Annotated in this window: 13 protein-coding genes; 4 read left to right on the top strand and 9 right to left on the bottom strand. The window is 70.4% G+C overall.

Annotated elements, in window-relative coordinates; translation table 11 throughout:
• The first annotated feature begins 131 nt into the window (after nucleotides 1-131).
• The 3 genes from LTT66_RS20030 to rsgA all read left to right on the top strand — a co-directional run bounded on the left by LTT66_RS20030 (nucleotide 132) and on the right by rsgA (nucleotide 4,384).
• Complete coding sequence (locus tag LTT66_RS20030) at nucleotides 132-1,640, top strand: aldehyde dehydrogenase family protein (RefSeq protein ID WP_195064894.1); 1,509 nt, start codon at nucleotides 132-134, stop codon at nucleotides 1,638-1,640.
• 453 nt (nucleotides 1,641-2,093) lie between these two features.
• Nucleotides 2,094-3,386, top strand: a complete 1,293-nt coding sequence (aroA, locus tag LTT66_RS20025) for a 3-phosphoshikimate 1-carboxyvinyltransferase (protein WP_233060116.1) — start codon at nucleotides 2,094-2,096, stop codon at nucleotides 3,384-3,386.
• Nucleotides 3,362-4,384, top strand: coding sequence for a ribosome small subunit-dependent GTPase A (gene rsgA / locus LTT66_RS20020; protein ID WP_233069339.1), 1,023 nt, complete (start codon nucleotides 3,362-3,364; stop codon nucleotides 4,382-4,384). The genes aroA and rsgA overlap by 25 nt, the downstream gene beginning before the upstream one ends.
• Before the next feature lie 9 nt (nucleotides 4,385-4,393).
• On the opposite strand, the gene LTT66_RS20015 is transcribed toward rsgA, so the two are convergent.
• On the bottom strand, nucleotides 4,394-4,771 hold the full coding sequence (locus LTT66_RS20015) for a YybH family protein (RefSeq protein WP_233060115.1): 378 nt from the start codon (nucleotides 4,769-4,771) through the stop codon (nucleotides 4,394-4,396).
• Between the two features lie 361 nt (nucleotides 4,772-5,132).
• Between LTT66_RS20015 and LTT66_RS20010 the strand changes: the two genes are divergently transcribed.
• Nucleotides 5,133-8,021 carry a BTAD domain-containing putative transcriptional regulator gene (locus LTT66_RS20010; RefSeq protein ID WP_233060114.1) on the top strand — a complete coding sequence of 963 codons (2,889 nt, stop codon included), beginning with the start codon at nucleotides 5,133-5,135 and terminating at the stop codon, nucleotides 8,019-8,021.
• On the opposite strand, the gene LTT66_RS20005 is transcribed toward LTT66_RS20010, so the two are convergent.
• The 8 genes from LTT66_RS20005 to LTT66_RS19970 are packed head-to-tail and all read right to left on the bottom strand — an operon-like array spanning nucleotide 7,939 to nucleotide 14,493.
• Nucleotides 7,939-8,481, bottom strand: coding sequence for a phage tail protein (locus LTT66_RS20005; RefSeq protein ID WP_233060113.1), 543 nt, complete (start codon nucleotides 8,479-8,481; stop codon nucleotides 7,939-7,941). The genes LTT66_RS20010 and LTT66_RS20005 overlap by 83 nt on opposite strands.
• A complete protein-coding gene (locus LTT66_RS20000; protein WP_233060112.1) occupies nucleotides 8,478-10,454 on the bottom strand; it encodes a putative baseplate assembly protein in 1,977 nt (658 codons plus the stop codon). Before LTT66_RS20000 ends, LTT66_RS20005 begins: the two co-directional genes overlap by 4 nt.
• Nucleotides 10,451-10,879 carry a GPW/gp25 family protein gene (locus LTT66_RS19995; protein WP_233060111.1) on the bottom strand — a complete coding sequence of 143 codons (429 nt, stop codon included), beginning with the start codon at nucleotides 10,877-10,879 and terminating at the stop codon, nucleotides 10,451-10,453. The genes LTT66_RS20000 and LTT66_RS19995 overlap by 4 nt, the downstream gene beginning before the upstream one ends.
• A 4-nt stretch (nucleotides 10,880-10,883) precedes the next feature.
• Nucleotides 10,884-11,165, bottom strand: coding sequence for a PAAR domain-containing protein (locus LTT66_RS19990; protein ID WP_181719212.1), 282 nt, complete (start codon nucleotides 11,163-11,165; stop codon nucleotides 10,884-10,886).
• Nucleotides 11,166-11,177: 12 nt separating this feature from the next.
• The gene (locus LTT66_RS19985) at nucleotides 11,178-13,004 is read right to left on the bottom strand and encodes a VgrG-related protein (protein WP_233060110.1); all 1,827 of its coding nucleotides are present in this window, start codon (nucleotides 13,002-13,004) and stop codon (nucleotides 11,178-11,180) included.
• A 6-nt stretch (nucleotides 13,005-13,010) separates the two neighbouring features.
• A complete protein-coding gene (locus tag LTT66_RS19980) occupies nucleotides 13,011-13,760 on the bottom strand; it encodes a CIS tube protein (RefSeq protein ID WP_233060109.1) in 750 nt (249 codons plus the stop codon).
• Between the two features lies 1 nt (nucleotide 13,761).
• Nucleotides 13,762-14,199, bottom strand: coding sequence for a phage tail protein (locus tag LTT66_RS19975; protein ID WP_195064905.1), 438 nt, complete (start codon nucleotides 14,197-14,199; stop codon nucleotides 13,762-13,764).
• Between the two features lie 21 nt (nucleotides 14,200-14,220).
• Nucleotides 14,221-14,493 carry a hypothetical protein gene (locus LTT66_RS19970; RefSeq protein WP_233060108.1) on the bottom strand — a complete coding sequence of 91 codons (273 nt, stop codon included), beginning with the start codon at nucleotides 14,491-14,493 and terminating at the stop codon, nucleotides 14,221-14,223.
• Nucleotides 14,494-15,817: the final 1,324 nt, after the last annotated feature.

Here is a 15,817-nt window from a genome sequence, read left to right as displayed (position 1 = left end):
GCGACAATTGGTCCATAGCTGGTGACCTGTTGAGAGTTGTGGCATAGCATTCTCTCATCGGAGGACGGGCTGCCCGTCCACTCGGACTTGCGCATCGACCGTCCACCGCAGACGGCAAGAGGAGATCAACTGTGACATCCACCGACACCAAACCGGCCGACCACGACACGGCACTGACGTCGGTCAATCCGGCGACAGGCGAGGTGATCGGCACGCACGTCATCGCCGACGACGACGCGGTGGCCGCCGCAGTCGCCAAGGCCCGCGCCGCCGCCGCCACCTGGGGCGCGCTGAGTTTCGACGAGCGGCGCACGCACCTGCTGCGCTGGTCGAGCAAGCTGGTGCAGAACTCGGAGAAGTTCTGCGAGCTGATCCACGCCGAGAACGGCAAGCCGCTCGACGACGCCTTCCTGGAATTGATGCTCGCGCTCGAGCACATCGCCTGGGCGGCCAAGAACGCCAAGAAGGTGCTCGGCCCCAAGCGGGTCTCCCCCGGCGCGCTGATGTCGAACTTCAGCGCCCGGCTCGAGCAGCGCCCGCTCGGCGTCGTCGGCGTGATCGGACCGTGGAACTACCCGGTCTACACGCCGAACGGTTCCATCGCCTACGCGCTGGCCGCGGGGAACACCGTCGTGTTCAAGCCGAGCGAATACTCCACCGGCATCGGCAATTTCCTCGCCGAGGCGTTCGCCGAAGCCAACCCCGAACTGCCCGAGGGCGTCTTCATCACGATCAACGGCTACGGCGCCACCGGCGCGGCGCTGGTCCGCTCGGACGTCGACAAGATCGCGTTCACCGGGTCCACCGCCACCGGCAAGCGGATCATGGCCGCCGCCGCGGAGCGGCTCACCCCCGTGCTGCTGGAGTGCGGCGGCAAGGACGCGGTGATCGTCGCCGCCGACGCGGACGTCAAGGCCGCGGCGGACGCGGTCGCCTGGGGCGCCACCGCCAACAGCGGCCAGACCTGCGCGGGCGTGGAGCGGGTCTACGTGGACCGTTCGGTGCGCGAAGAGTTCGTCGCCGAGGTCAAGCGCATCCTCACCGACGTCAAGCCCGGTTCCGACGACAAGGCCGCCTACGGCCCGATGACCATGCCCAGCCAGGTGGACATCGTGCGCCGCCACATCGAGGACGCGCTGAAGAACGGCGGCACCGCGGTGCTCGGCGGGCCGGAGTCGGTCAAGGCGCCGTTCATCGAACCGGTCGTGCTGGTCGACACCGACGAGACCTCCGAGGCGGTGGCCGAGGAGACCTTCGGCCCCACCATCACCATCCGCACCGTCGACAGTGTGGACGAGGCGGTCGAGCTGGCCAACAACTCCAAGTACGGGTTGTCCTCGGCGGTCTACTCGAAGAAGAACGGACTGGACATCGCACGCAGGCTGCGCGTCGGCGCCACCTCGGTGAACTCCGTGCTGGCCTTCGCCGCCATCCCCGGCCTGCCCTTCGGCGGCGTCGGCGATTCCGGCATCGGCCGCATCCACGGCGAGCCGGGTCTGCGCGAGTTCGCCCGCCCGCACTCGATCGCGGTGCAGCGCTTCACCGTTCCCGGCATGGCGCTGCTGAGCTACAGCCGCACCGACTCCACAATGAAGCTGCTGCGCAAGCTCGTTCCGTTCCTGCACGGGCGGCACAAGTAAGAACCCACCCTGGGACCGGGTGCTCGACGTGCGTCGAGTATCCGGTCCACACATAGGGGCACATCCCCCGGCTCCCGGTTGCGGGCGAAGCGAGACCAAGCATTGCCCTTCGCGGCCCGGCTCGCGTCCGAGTGGCCGCCGTGTATGCGACGAAGGACAAGCGGCGTTCGAGTCGAGCCAACAGCCCTCGCACCACGCCGACGAGATCCGGCCATCACCAACCGTGTGCACCCGAGAGCAAGTTCCCACCACTACGCGCCCAGCGCACCTCAACCACGTCTTTCGAGCGAAGCGAGACCTAGCATGCGCGTTCGCGGCCCGGCTCGCGTCCGAGTGGCCGCCGCGTCCGCGACGAAGTCGCCAGCGGCGGTCGCTCGGACGCGAGCCACCAGGGGGCCGTGAACACCCAGCGCCGCAGGCGCCGGCAAACCGACACCGTGTGATGATGGACGAGTGAACTTCTGGCCAGCGCCCCATGTCGAGGTCCCCGTACACGCGACCGTGACCCTGCCCGGATCCAAATCGATCACCAACCGGGCGCTCATCCTGGCCGCCCTGGCCGACGGTCCCTCCACGATCACCGGCGCGCTGCGCAGCCGGGACACGAATCTGATGATCGGCGCACTGCGCGCGCTCGGCGCGAACATCGAAGGCGCGCGCGACACCCTGACCGTCACCCCGGCGCCGCTGGGCGGCGGCACGGTCGACTGCGGGCTCGCGGGCACGGTGATGCGTTTCCTGCCGCCGGTCGCCGCGCTGGCGGCGGGCGATGTCGCGTTCGACGGTGACGAACAGGCCAGGATCCGCCCGCTGCGCACCATCCTGGACGCGCTGCGGGTGCTCGGCGCCGATGTCGACGGCGACACGCTGCCGTTCACCGTGCACGGCAAGGGCGCGCTGCGCGGCGGCACCGTGACGATCGACGCCTCCGGGTCGTCGCAGTTCGTCTCCGGCCTGCTGCTGTCGGCCGCGCGCTTCGACGAGGGCCTGGTCGTGCACCACGACGGCAAGGCGTTGCCCTCCATGCCGCACATCGAGATGACGGTGGAGATGCTGCGCCGCGCCGACGTGCAAGTGCACGCGCCGGCGGACAGCTTCAAGGCGCAGACCTGGACCGTGGAGCACGGACCGATCCGCGCGGTGGACTGGGAGGTCGAGCCGGACCTGTCCAACGCCACCCCGTTCCTGGCCGCGGCCGCGATCACGGGCGGCACGGTCAGCATCCCGCACTGGCCCCGGCTGACCACCCAGCCGGGTGACGTGATCCGCGAGATCCTCGTGCGCATGGGCGCGGAGGCGCGGATCTTCGACGGCGTGCTCACCGTGCACGGCCCCGACCGGCTCGCGGGCATCGACATCGACCTGCACGACGTGGGCGAGCTGACCCCGACGGTTGCCGCGCTGGCCGCGCTGGCCGACTCGCCGTCGGTGCTGCGCGGCATCTCCCATCTGCGCGGGCACGAGACCGACCGGCTGGCGGCGCTGTCCACCGAGATCAACCGGCTCGGCGGCAAGGTCACCGAGACCGAGGACGGCCTGGAGATCGTGCCCACCGAGTTGCACGGCGGCAAGTGGCACTCCTACGCCGACCACCGGATGGCCACGGCGGGGGCCATTCTCGGTCTCCGGGTGCCCGGCATCGAGATCGAGGACATCGGGACCACCGCCAAGACGCTGCCGAACTTCGTCGATCTCTGGGAGCGGATGCTCGAGCCCGCCTTATCCGACGAAGGAGCGGCGCGCTGACCACGGGACGACGAACAGCGGCCAGCTACGACGAATCCGACGTCCGGGTTCGGCCGGGGCGTAGCTCCCGTCCCCGCACCAAGACCCGGCCACAGCACAGCGACGCCGAGTCGGCCATGGTGGTCGCGGTGGACCGGGGCCGCTGGGGGTGCGTCCTCGGCGGCGATCCGGAGCGCCGGATCGTCGCGATGCGCGCTCGGGAGCTGGGCCGCACCCCGATCGTGGTCGGCGACCGAGTGGACGTGGTCGGCGATCTGTCCGGGCGACCGGACAGCCTCGCCCGCATCGTTCGGGTCACCGACCGCCGAACCGTTCTGCGCCGCACCGCCGATGACACCGATCCGTACGAGCGAATCGTCGTCGGCAACGCCGAACGGCTGTTCATCGTGGTCGCGCTCGCCGACCCGCCTCCGCGCACCGGCTTCGTGGAACGCGCCATGGTCGCCGCGTATGCCGGTGGGCTGCAACCGGTGCTGTGCCTGACCAAGCACGATCTGGCCATCGAGTCCGAATTCGCCGCCCTCTTCGACGATCTCGACCTCGCCATCGTCTACGGAGGCATCGATGATCCGCTCGATCCGGTATTGGAATTGCTCACCGATCACCTCACGGCGCTGATCGGCCACTCCGGCGTCGGCAAGTCCACGCTGGTCAATCGTCTCGTGCCGGACGCGGAGCGGGCGGTGGGCGAGGTCTCCGGGGTGGGCAAGGGCAAGCACACCTCCACGCAGTCGGTCGCGCTCCCGCTGCCGGGCGGCGGCTGGGTCATCGACACACCGGGCGTGCGTTCCTTCGGCCTGGCGCACATCACCCCGGACGACGTCATCGCGGCTTTCACCGATCTCGCCGATGCCATCGAGGACTGCCCGCGTGGCTGCACTCATCTCGGCCCGCCCGCCGACCCCGAATGCGCGTTGGACCAGCTCACCGGCAAGGAACACCGGGTGGCCGCCATCCGACGGCTGCTCGTCGCCCTGACCTCCAACGACTCCTGGTAGCCAGGACTTTCAGTGCCCGTCCGGCTGGCCGGGCGCGAACGGCCATTCTTCGAACCACGTGCAGCGGCCCGCGTCGTCGAAGCGCAGGACCCACAGATCGCGCCACCGTGCGGGCGTGTCCCGCGCGTACTCCACCTGCACCCGGACCACCGCGGTGTCCCCGTCCACCGCGACGACGTTCGACCGCATGGTGAACGGTTCGCCGGGCCCGTCCCGGCCGCTTTCCCAGAAGTCGGCGAGCGCGCCGAGACCGGTCAGCGGCTGCGCCCACGGCGAGACGAGATACCCGGCGTCCGTGGCGAACAGGTCGGCGAGCCGGTCGGTGCCCGCCGACCGCCAGGCTCGCTCGTATCCGGCGATCCATGCCTCGACAGCTGCGCGGTCCACGCCAGGAAGATACGCCGGTCCGCCCGGCGGTGCGCGCATTCCGCGAACCGCTCGCGATTTCCCGGGCTCCGCCTCGTCGCGTGGGTGCATCCCGCGAACTGTCGAAGCCGTCCCGGTCCGGCCGGTGGCGTCGGCAGACCGGTATGTGCCTGGCGCGCTTGCCTGCCCGATCTACCGGCGCGACGCGAGCCGACACGCCACAATGGTGACCAGACCTCCTCGGCTCGAAACGCCGTGCCAGTCGCCGGGATCCGAATCGGGCTGTGAAAACGAGTAGCTCGCTACTCGGGATTACGCCGGCGGTCACTCGCAGAATTCTTAGCGAGTTCCATACCGAGTGGTCCGTGAGGGAGGCCCGATCATGCGCATGTCCGGAGCCACGGCGCCGTCCGGCGCGGGCGGGCTGGGACTGCGGCGCGCACGGTTGCTGCAACGTCTCGCGCACGCGGACGTCGCGGTGATCACCGCGCCTGCGGGCTCGGGCAAAACCCAGCTGTTACAGCAATACTCGGCCGGGTGCGGCGAACCGGTCGCCTGGTGCCGTGCCGATCCGGAGGACGCGGAAGCGGAGCGCTTCACCGCCGGGCTTCGAGCCGCCCTGGCTACGGGACCGCGCACGCTGGTGGTCGACGACTTCCATTTCGTGGTCGGAGGACCGGCCGAAACGGCCTTCGAACGCCTCGTCCTGGGGCATTCGGCCGCGGCGGAGGAACGGGTACGCGTCGTGCTCGGCACCCGGGTGCGCCCGACGGTCAATCTGATCCGCGCCGAACTCGGCCGTGTCACCATCCTTTCCGGTGACGACATGCGGTTCCGCTGCTGGGAAGTAGAGGCGCTGTTCGCCGACTGCTACGGCCGTCCGCTGCCGCCGGAGGACGCGGCGGCGCTGTCGCGGCACACCGACGGCTGGGCCGCCGGATTGCACCTGTTCCATCTCGCCACGCAGGCGCTGGGCGCCCGCGACCGGCGCGCGGCCATCCACGCCCTCAGCGGGCGTTCGCGCTACCTGCGCGGATATCTCGCCCGTACCGTCCTGGGCGAGCTGCCCACCGAATTGTGCGAATTCCTGCGCCGCACGCACGTTTTCGAGACGGTTACCGCGCAGCGCTGCGACCTGTTGCTCGGCCGCACGGACTCCGGCGTGCTCCTGGCCGAACTCGAGCGGCGCCAGGCCATGACCAGCTCCGACGACGACGGGCACAGCTACCGCTACCACGAGGTGCTGCGCCATCATCTGGCCGCGGCGTTACGGGAGGAACTCGGCACGGCCGAGGCGGCGCGGTGGTGCGCGCGGGCGGCGGCGCAACTCGAACAGGAAGCGGCGTACGCCGAGGCGGTGCGGTTGTTCGCGCGCGCGGAACGCTGGGCCGACGTGGCCAGAATCCTGCAGGAGCACGGCGACCGGGTGGCAGGCGATCGGCACAGCCCGGTCTGGTGCGCGGGACTGCCCGCCGCGGTGGTCGACGACGACCCCTGGCTGTGCACGGCCACCGCACGCCGGGAGGTGGCCGCCGGACGACTGCATCGCGCGTCACAGCGCTACCGGCTCGCCGAAGAGCTGTTCACCGAACCGGATCTGCGTGACGCGGTCGCCAGGGAACGCCGCTTGATCGACATCTGGCTGGATGCTCCCGCCCGGCCGGAGCTGCACTGGATCGATCGGCTCCGCGCCGCGACGATCCGTCATCCGCTCGATTACGTCACGGGCGAAAACGACCGTCCCGACGACTCTTTCGCTCGAGCGGGCGCTCTTTTGCTGGGCGGGCACGTCTACGGCGCCTATCACAGCGCCCAGGCAGCGGCGGACAGCGGCGCACCTTTGCTGCTCGATCTGTGGACCCAGTTCGTCGGCGCCGTCGCCGCACTCGTCTGCGGTGAGGACGTGGCGACCCGGATCGAGCACCTGGCCTGCGACGCCGAGCGGGCGGGCGCGCTCATGCTGGTGCGGTTGTGCCGCGCGCTGTCGATGCTCGGCGCGCCTCGAAGGTCCACCGAAGTCGCCGACGAGTGCGACGCCATCGGCGATCGGTGGGGCGCTGCGCTTGCCGTCGCCATCGCCGCGTGCCGGGAACTGCTCGCGGGCGAGCCGTCGTCGGCGATCTGGCGGGTCGCCGACGAGCGCTACTCCGCACTGCACGCCGACACCGCACGGGCCTGGGTGCTGGCGTTCGAAGCGATCGCGGCGCTCTTGGAGAGCAGGCCGGGCGCGGCCGCGATGCTCACCCGTGCGGAGATGTTCGCCCGGACGACGGGTGTGCCCGGCGCCCAGGTGATCGCGCTGCTCGGTGCGAGCGGCCTTCCCGCCGCCGTCGGCGCGGGGCGGTTCGCCGCGGCGCGGGCACTCGCCACCGAGATCGGCATGCCTTGGCCGGGCACGCTCGCCGATCGCGTGCGGCGAACCGAGAGCGTGAGCGCGCAACCGCCACCCGCCCTCGCGCCTGCTGCTCGGCTGCGCGTGCGGTGTCTGGGCTCCTTCGAGGTCCAGGTGGACGGCGTCGCGCTGGATTGTCAGACGCTGCGGCCCCGGGCCGCGGCGACACTGCGGTACCTCGCGATGCGTGCCGGGCAGCCCGTGCACCGCGAGGATCTGGTCGCGGCGCTGTGGCCCGACCTGACGGCAGCACGCGCCAGGCAGAACCTTCAGGTCACCGTGTCCGCGGTGCGCCATTTCCTGGAACCGGAGATCGGGCGCGGGAAGTCGGCGCTGCTGGTGCGGCAAGGTGAGACCTACTCCATCGCGCTGCCCGGCGACAGCAGCGCCGACGTGGTCACGTTCACCGCCGCGGTGGACGCGGCACACCGCGCGCTGCGAATGGGTGACGACGCCGCCGCGCACTGCGCGCTCACCACGGCGCTCGCGGAGTACCGCGGCGATCTGCTGCCCGGCGACGGCGCCGCCGAATGGGTCGCGCCGGAACGGGATCGGCTCCGCACGCAGGCCGCGCTGGCAGGCGCCGCGCTGGCCGAGCTCGAGTTGCGCGGTGGCGAACCGGCCGCGGCCGTCGAAGCGCTGCTGCGCAGTCTGCGCGTCGATCCGTACCTGGATCGCGCGTGGCGGCTGCTGATCGCGGCCTACGAACGCGCGGGCGATCTCGCCGCCGCCCAGCAGGCGCGCCGCGACTACGCCCGCGTCCTCGACGAACTCGGGGTCGACGCGACCCACCCGCTCACGTCTGCTGCGGCACCAGCTCGAACGGGACGTGCGCCGGGCACATCGACTCGACGGCACGCGCGATCCGTGACCGGTTGACCTCGTCCCAGCGATCAGCGGGCACCCGGACCACCAGTCGAGGCGTCGGCGAACCGGGGGCGGCGGAATCCGGGATGCGGGACCAGCGAGCGCCGCCGCTGTCGACAACCTCGACTTCGCAGCCACAGGTACGCCGGATATGGTCCCGCAGGGCCGCGATCGCGCCGCGGCGGGCGTGCAGCGCGACCGCCGCCGCGACGACCGCGCGCCGGCGCGGCAGCGACCATCGCTCGTCGAGCTCGGCGTCGACCCAGCCCGCGAGCCAGTGCAGGAAGTCCGCGGGCGCGAGGGTGGCGTCGACGTAGGCGTCGAGCCCGTCGAGGGTCAGGAAGACCGGTGCGAGCAGTTCGTCCATCCCCGCGGTCCAGCGCTGGACCAGCGGGTCGTCGAGATAGATGCCGGGCAGGAATTCACTGATCGGATGCGCCGAGGGCAGTCCGGCGACCGTGCCCCTGCTCATGACGTCACCTTGATCTGATGGTCGAAGGAGAAGACCAATCCGTTGGGTGGCAGCGTGATCCGTTCGGCGGCTTCGCCGCGGGTGCCGCTGATCGGGTCGGCGGGGTACAGGCGCAGCGTCTCGATCTGCTCGACGCCGTCGACCGCCTGCAACACCGCGAACAACTCACCGGCCTGCACCGGTCTGCCGAACGGCCACCCGTTGCCGTCGGGCCCGTCGGTGATCGGATGCAGGTAGCGATTCAGCGCGTGGATCGCGCGGTCCCGAACCCGGGACGGGTCACTGGTGACCCGTGCGCGCACGGCGGCGACCACGGTGACACCGCGATAGCGCGGCGGCTCCACGACCAGGCGCGCGCCGATCATCCGCCGTTCGTCCAGGTATCGCACTACGGTGCGCAACAAGTCGTCCGTCGGCTGCAGCCGCTCGAACGGCACGGTCGCGCGCTCGTCACTGTCCACGTCGGGCACCAGCAGGACCCGGACCACCGCGGCGTCGGGACCGGTCCCGGACAGGCAGCGGGCGCGGGCGACGCGCGGTGACGCGGCTCGCGCCAGCAGTTCGTAGTCCCGGGCGGTGACCGCGCGGTCCCGAGTGCGCAGCAACATCGGGGCACGGAGCTTGGCGTTGTCGACCGTTTCGCCGTCCACCCCGCCGGATCCCGGCTTGCGGTTCTCGATGCGCGTGACGAAGGGCAGCGAACTGCGCAGCAATCGCACGGTGCCGCGGGCGACATTGCCGCGGCGCCCGCCGCCGGTGTGGTACACCGGCACCCGGATCGGCGCGCCCTTCGGCGGGACCGCACCGTACTGGGTGATCGAGCCGTCCGGTTGCCGGATTCCGGGCCCGAAGCAGAGGGTGCCGGTGGCGGCGTCCAAGGTGAAGTGCCGATCGTCCGGCCCGCTCGCGCCGAAGTGCTCGACGCGCTCCCACGGCTGCCAGCCGTTGCCCGCCGCGACCTCGATGACGACCCGTTCGCCCGGCTCGGTCACCACGGGCGGATGATCGAGTGGGAAACGTTGCGCGGGAACGCCTTCGGACATTCCGATCACTTCGTCCCGGACCAGCTCGGCGTAGCGGGCGTCCACGGTGCCGCCGATCGTGAAAGCCGACGCGTCGAACACCCGGGGTGAGGCGGTGTAGGGCGGCTGCCCCGGCGCGACGGCCACCACGCGGCAGCGCAGCCAGCCCGCACTGCGCCGCTGGATCAACGACGCCTGATGGGTGGGCGGCACGTGCAGCACCACGTCGCCAGGGCGGTTGAGCCCGCCGGTGTCGTCGCGTTCGAGTTCGCAGTCCACCCAGGCTCGTCCGTCCCACGCCTCCCACACCAGCGGAGGTTGGAGCGGATCGACGCCGACACCTTCCACCCGGCAGTCGAAGCGCAGCACGACCGCGCAGGACGGAACCGGAGCGGACAGTCCCAGCAACAATGTGTCGCCGGGCTTCGGCGTCGACGAGAAGCAGGTGAACTGCACTCCGGTGGTGAGCCGGTCGGTGCAGTCGACCACCGGGCCGTCGACCGCGGCCGTGGCGACGGCCGACAGAGAGCAGGGCACGATGGGCAGTTCCGCGACGGTCGTGAACACCACGGGTTCGATCGTCTCGCTGCGCCAGTGCCCGGTGTGCTCGGCCTGCGCGCGGCCGGTCGCGGTCTGCGTGCCCGCGGGCACCTGCACGACCTCCGCTCGCGGAGCGGACAGCCAGAACGTCACCGGCACCGTCGCCGCGCTCGGCGCGAACAGCTCGATGCCGAGCAACTCCAGGAACTTCAGGTAGAGGCGGTCCGGCACCCGGTTGAGCCGGTACAGCAGCTGGTCGACCATCATGGCGTAGGTCTCCAGCAGGGTGATGCCGGGATCGGAGACGTTGTGGTCGCTCCACTCGGGACAGTGTTGCTGCACATAACGTTTCGCGTCGTCGACGAGCCCCTGGAAGGACCGGTCGTCGAGATTGGGGGCGGGCAGGGTCACGACGCACCTCCCGGGTAGTTGTCCTCGACGTGCGGCGGGATGACATAGAACGGGAAGACCAGATTGCGCGGATCGTTGCGGCCGCGGATGCTGTAGCGCACGTCGATGTAGAGCGTCCCGTTGTCGACGTCGTCGAAACGCACCTGCACGATGTCGAGATCGATGCGTGGCTCCCACCGCTCCAGAGCAGCCCGCACCTCGTAGACGATCTGTCCCGCCGTGGCGGCGTCGGCCGGGGCGAATGCGAATTCGTGGATGGCGCAGCCGAATTCGGGACGCATCGGCCGCTCGCCGGGCGAGGTGCCGAGAATCAGCCGGATGCTTTCCTTGATCTCCTGGTCGGCGGTCACCAGGGCGATGGCGCCGGTGTGGTCGGTCCGCATCGGGAAGAACGCCCATCCGGCGCCGATGAACTGCTCGGCCATCGCGCTACCCGCCGATCAGCACGGTCGGGCAGCCGAGCACGACCGGGGCGCCGCAGGCGGACAGATCGCCGACCCGGGCGGCGGGCATGCCGCCGATCAGCACCGTCGGGCAGCCGGGCCCGGCGAGGGCCGAGGGCGGGTGCACGGCCGGGGGCGGGAACGAGCACACGTGCGGAGTTCCGACGGTAGCGGCGGGCATGCCCCCGATCAGGACCGTCGGGACACCGGGCGGCGCGATCGCACCCGGGTGGGCGGTCGGGTCACCGACCCGTGCTGCTGGTGGCATCTGCACTCCCGTTCAATTGATCCGGACCACGCCGGCACGCACGGTCGCCGTCGCGCCCGCCGTGAGTTCCGCGCTCGCGCTGCCGTTCACCGTCACCGTCGAGCCCTGCACCTTGACGTTCGCGGTGCTGGACACCTCCACCGCACCCGCGCCGCCGTCGATCGTGACGCCGGTCTCTGCGCCCATGACGATGTCGTTGCCGGTGAGCCGGAGTGTTCCGGTGCCCGCGTCGATCGTCACTCCGTTGCGCGCGGCGATGCTCACGGTGCCGTCGCTGTGCACCGAGATCGTCGTGGCCTTCCGGTCCAGGTCCACGGTGAGCTTGCCGTCCCCGGTGGCGAGGTGCACGCCCTGCGCGCCCGCCGCCGCTTCCCGGAACTCGAGGCGGTGGCCGGTCCGGGAGACGATCGAGCGTCGGTTCACCGCCCCGCTGAGGCGGTCGACGAGATCGCCCTCCCCCTCGGGTGGCGCGTCGACGCCGTTGTAGAGCCCGCCGACGACGTAGGGGCGGCGAAAGTCACCGTGTTCGAAGGCGACCAGTACCTCGTCGCCCACCTCGGGCAGGAACAGCATGCCACGTTTCCCACCCGCGCCCTGCTGCACGGTGCGCGCCCAAGCGCTGACGAAGCTGTCGGCCAGCCACGGGAAGGTAACCCGGACCCTGGCCATGTTCTCGGGGTCTTTGTTGTCGCTCACCTGGCCGATCACCACCCCGCCCAGCGCCTGGCGAGCGCCCGGCCCCGAGACCCCGGTCAGTCCGGCGAGGGTGCGATCGCGGGCGCCGCTGACGATCACGCTGGTCGTGTAGCCGGTGACCGGGTCGAAGGTGTGCCGGGAGGCGGTCACGCAGTACTTGCCCTCGAACGGTTTTCCCACGTTGGCCAGCGCCACCGCCGTGCCTGCGCGCACGGTGGGATTGCCGCGCAGCAGGGCTTCCAGCTCGGTGAAGCCACCGGCGACCTGTTCGGCGAGCGCCTTGCACGCGGCGTCCACTTCGCCCTGGGTGCCGTGCGGCACCCGCGCTGCGACCAGATCGGGCGCCTTGAACAGGCGGGCCAAATCCTCCGGCCGGACGCCGTTGGCCGCGGCAGTGGTGCGCGCGGGCGCTTCGGCGACTACGGGCTTCTTCCGCGTGACATCCCAGCCGCGGACCTGCACCGCGGGTACTTGATCGGCGGAGGTGACGATCGCACGCAACCGCAATACGTTGCGCCCCAGTTCCAAGACCAGCGGCTCCTCGGTGGCCTTCGCGTCGGTCGCGGGCGCGGTGGCCGCGGCGGTCGGCTTGCCGAAATCGAGTTTCCCGTCGGTCACCGCCACCTCGGCGCCGATGTCCGCGGCGAGCTGGCGCAACAGTTCCCAATCGCTCACGTTGCCCTGCGAGATCTGCTCCAGCACAGTTCCGCCCGCATCGATGCGGCCCACATCGATTCCCGCGGCTCCCGCCACGCGGCGTGCGACGTCCGCGGCCGACATGTGCTCGAAACTCGCGACGCGCCTGCCTCGTTGCAGCCGGTGTGATCTGTCCAGGCCGCGCACCGTGGTGAAGGTGCCGGTGCCGTCGAACTCCTTCTCGATTGCGGTGACCTCCGCCGACAGCAGCGGCACCGGCGTGTTCGCCTCGTTGGAGGCGACGCTGAGCGCGACCGGCGCGCCGATCTCGATACTCGCCTTCTCCAGCACCACATGGTTCGGATCCCGGAAGCGGAGGACGAACAGATCCGGCGCACTGCGGCTGTCGTCCACCATGGCGTAGGTGAGCAGCGCGGCGACGTCGTCGGGCAACGGCGCGCCCGCCACCCGCACGAGCAGCTGATTGGTGAAATCCCGAGCGGGCATCGCGCGTCACCCCAGTTCTTCCGCGGCGGGGATGAGCAGCTGCGCGCCGGGGCGCAGCCGCATCGGGTCGTCGATGCGATTCGCGACGGCGACCGCACGCCACCGGGTCGGGTCACCGTACTCGCGCCAGGCGATCGAGGCCAGGGTGTCGCCCGCGACCACGGTATGCACCTTACGGGCGGTCAGGCTGCCCGAGGTCGGATTCTGTTTCGCCTGATCACCGGCGATCTCCTCGATGGTGACGGTCGCGGTGCCGCGGATCGGCAGCCCGCCGGGGGTGAACAGCGTGTACTTCACCGCGACCGAGCTCACGTACGCGGTGAAGCCGGTCAGCCCGCCCCAGTGGAAGATCACCCACGGCGGGCTGCCCTTCTTCTTGTCGTGGCTCTCGTTGGTCGGCACGCAGCAGGCGAACAACTGTTCCACGGTGTCCACCACCTTGGTGTCGTGCTCCGCGCCTGCGTCGAGGAACATCTCGAGCGTCAGCTTGGCCGGGTCTGCGCCCTTGAACTCGGGCACACCGCTCTTCTTGCTTCCCTTCTGGGCATCGCGGTTCCACTTGGCGGACTTGGTGACCGACAGTTCCTTCGGGTTGAACTGGAAGTCGATCTGGCCCCGGCGCGGCCCGGGTTGCAGCGAGCCCTTTTCCACCGGCGGGTCGCGCACCTCCAGGAACGCGTGCAGGAGCTTCGGCCGGCTGCTGCCGGACTGCGCGCCACCGGCGCTGGTGGCGCTGAAGGCGATCGGCGCGGGCATGTCACGCCTTTCCCGGCTCGACGAAGCCGTGGTGGGTGATCTCGATGGTTTCCAAGGCGACTTTGGGCGATTCCGCGTTCAGTGACGGGCCGGTCCAGCGCACGGGCATCACGCCGAGCAGACCCCACTGCGCGACCACCGTGCCGTCGGCCGTCATCGCCTTGATCTGGCCGGTCTTGCCGCGCACCCCGGTCGCGACGCTGCCGAACCACGCGGCGACTTTGGCCGTGTCGGGCGTGACCGGACGGCTCAGCTTGATGTTGCTGAACTTGATCCGAGTCGGCAGCTGCCATACGTACCCGTTGTTGCCACCCTCCTCGCGCTGCTCCATCACCACCTCGCAGCCGAGGCCTTCGCAACTGTTGAACGCACCCAGGCTCATGTTGTCGATGGTCACGACGAAACACACGCTGACGGCGGGGTCCAGATCGGTGGGCATGGTCGGCTCCTCGGGACGTGATCAGAGGGGAAGGTCCAGGGCAACGCCCGCGCGTTCCCTGGCCAGGCGCAGTTCGGCTTTGAGCTTGCGAGCGATCGGCTCGTACAGGCGGTCCACGAGACCGTCGATGTCGGTCGGCGAGGCACCGGCTGTGGCAGACGTGGGTGGGGCGGACGCGACGGACTGCCTCGTAGTCGCGTCGGACGCCGGTGGCGGTGTCGTGTCGGGTCCGACCGTCGAGTGCGTTGCCGCATGGTCGGAGGTGGTGGGCGGTTCCGCGGTACTTTCCGGCACGTCGCCGGTGTCTGTCCGAGTGCGCTGTAGGTGGGCCGGCTCGGCACTGTCGGGTGCGGTGATCAGGACACCGTGCGCAGACGAGCGACCGGCACGGTGGAGTGTGGTGCCCTCGGTGGACGAACGCACGCCCTGCCCGCCTTCCGGAGCCGGCTGACCGGGCATGCCGAATGTGCGGTGCTCACGCTGGAGCACACGCGGATCCGCGCTGCCGGACAGCCGCACGGACCTCGGCGTCTCCGTCCGATGCGGCGCGCCCGGCATCGGCGACTGTCCGAGCGGGGGCCGCCGCTGGAGCAGTAGCGTCCCGGATTGCTTCGAAGTGGGCAGTTCCGCGCGGTGTGAGTTGGTGGGGGCTGATCTCGGATTTTCGCTGCCCTGCGTCAGAGTGGATGACACGAGGTCCGCCATCCGCTGCACAGGGTGGGGCGTCGACCCAGTCGCCGCCGGGGCGTTCCACGAGGAAGTGCCGATTCCGGTGCGGTTACCCAGCGTGGCGGAAGCGACGTGCTCGTGCGCCGTCGCCGATCCATGGATCCGTGGGTTTGCGTGCCCAATTGCGGAACTCGGCAGGGCTGGGCCGGTGGTTCGTTGCACCTGGCTCTGCGTACGCGACGGATTCGAGTCGGGCGGCGCGAGCGATCGGGTCTGCCACGCCGCGTCGGCGACGGGCGCCGCGGACGATTCGAGTTGTCCGAGGTTCGGGGAGCCTGCCGCGGCGGATGACACAGACACGTCCTCCGCGCGACTCTGCCGCTGCACCGTGGGCACGGGCGATGCCACACCGGGCTCCGGCGCCGCTCGGGGGATCGAAGCAGCGACCGGCACAAATTCGCCTGTGTATCCGACGATTTCAGCGACCCGCGTATCCACCGCGTTCGTAGCGCCGATCATCTCGACACCACCCATCGGCAGATCGCCGCCATCGGGCGGTGCCGTCGATGGTTCCCGGCTGTCGGGATGCGAACCTCCGGCCGGGCCTTCGGGGGGCGGTTCGGCGCTCACCTCCGCGGCACCGGGCTGGTCTACGGCAGCTCGGCGCTGAATCACGGGTATCCCGGGCACTGCGGTTCGAGGGGTTCGCGCCGAGTCAGCGGTGCCATTCGGTGCCCGCTGAATTGTGAACCGTTCAGCCTCCACGGCACGCTGCGCGGCCAACATTTGCTGCGGACCCATCGCTGTCGGCGGCTTCGGTCCCTGCTCCTTGGGGACGGGGAAACTCGAATCCGCGGCAACCCTGAAATCGGTATCGCGCTGCACATCGACAGCACGCCCTTCGCCGCCGCTCTCATCCGCATTCGCTGTTGCCCGGACACCGACACCA

Source organism: Nocardia gipuzkoensis (assembly GCF_021183645.1).
Taxonomy (GTDB): domain Bacteria; phylum Actinomycetota; class Actinomycetes; order Mycobacteriales; family Mycobacteriaceae; genus Nocardia; species Nocardia abscessus.
The sequence above is the reverse complement of the archived record's forward strand: the minus strand, read 5'-3'. Positions and strand labels throughout refer to the sequence as shown.

Excerpts from the sequence above, each read along its gene's own strand:
- LTT66_RS19995 (WP_233060111.1), bottom strand. The coding sequence starts at position 10,879 with ATGGCCGAGCAGTTCATCGGCGCCGGATGGGCGTTCTTCCCGATGCGG.
- LTT66_RS19980 (WP_233060109.1), bottom strand. The coding sequence starts at position 13,760 with ATGCCCGCGCCGATCGCCTTCAGCGCCACCAGCGCCGGTGGCGCGCAG.
- LTT66_RS19985 (WP_233060110.1), bottom strand. The coding sequence starts at position 13,004 with ATGCCCGCTCGGGATTTCACCAATCAGCTGCTCGTGCGGGTGGCGGGC.
- LTT66_RS19990 (WP_181719212.1), bottom strand. The coding sequence starts at position 11,165 with ATGCCACCAGCAGCACGGGTCGGTGACCCGACCGCCCACCCGGGTGCG.
- LTT66_RS20010 (WP_233060114.1), top strand. The coding sequence starts at position 5,133 with ATGCGCATGTCCGGAGCCACGGCGCCGTCCGGCGCGGGCGGGCTGGGA.
- LTT66_RS20005 (WP_233060113.1), bottom strand. The coding sequence starts at position 8,481 with ATGAGCAGGGGCACGGTCGCCGGACTGCCCTCGGCGCATCCGATCAGT.
- LTT66_RS19975 (WP_195064905.1), bottom strand. The coding sequence starts at position 14,199 with ATGCCCACCGATCTGGACCCCGCCGTCAGCGTGTGTTTCGTCGTGACC.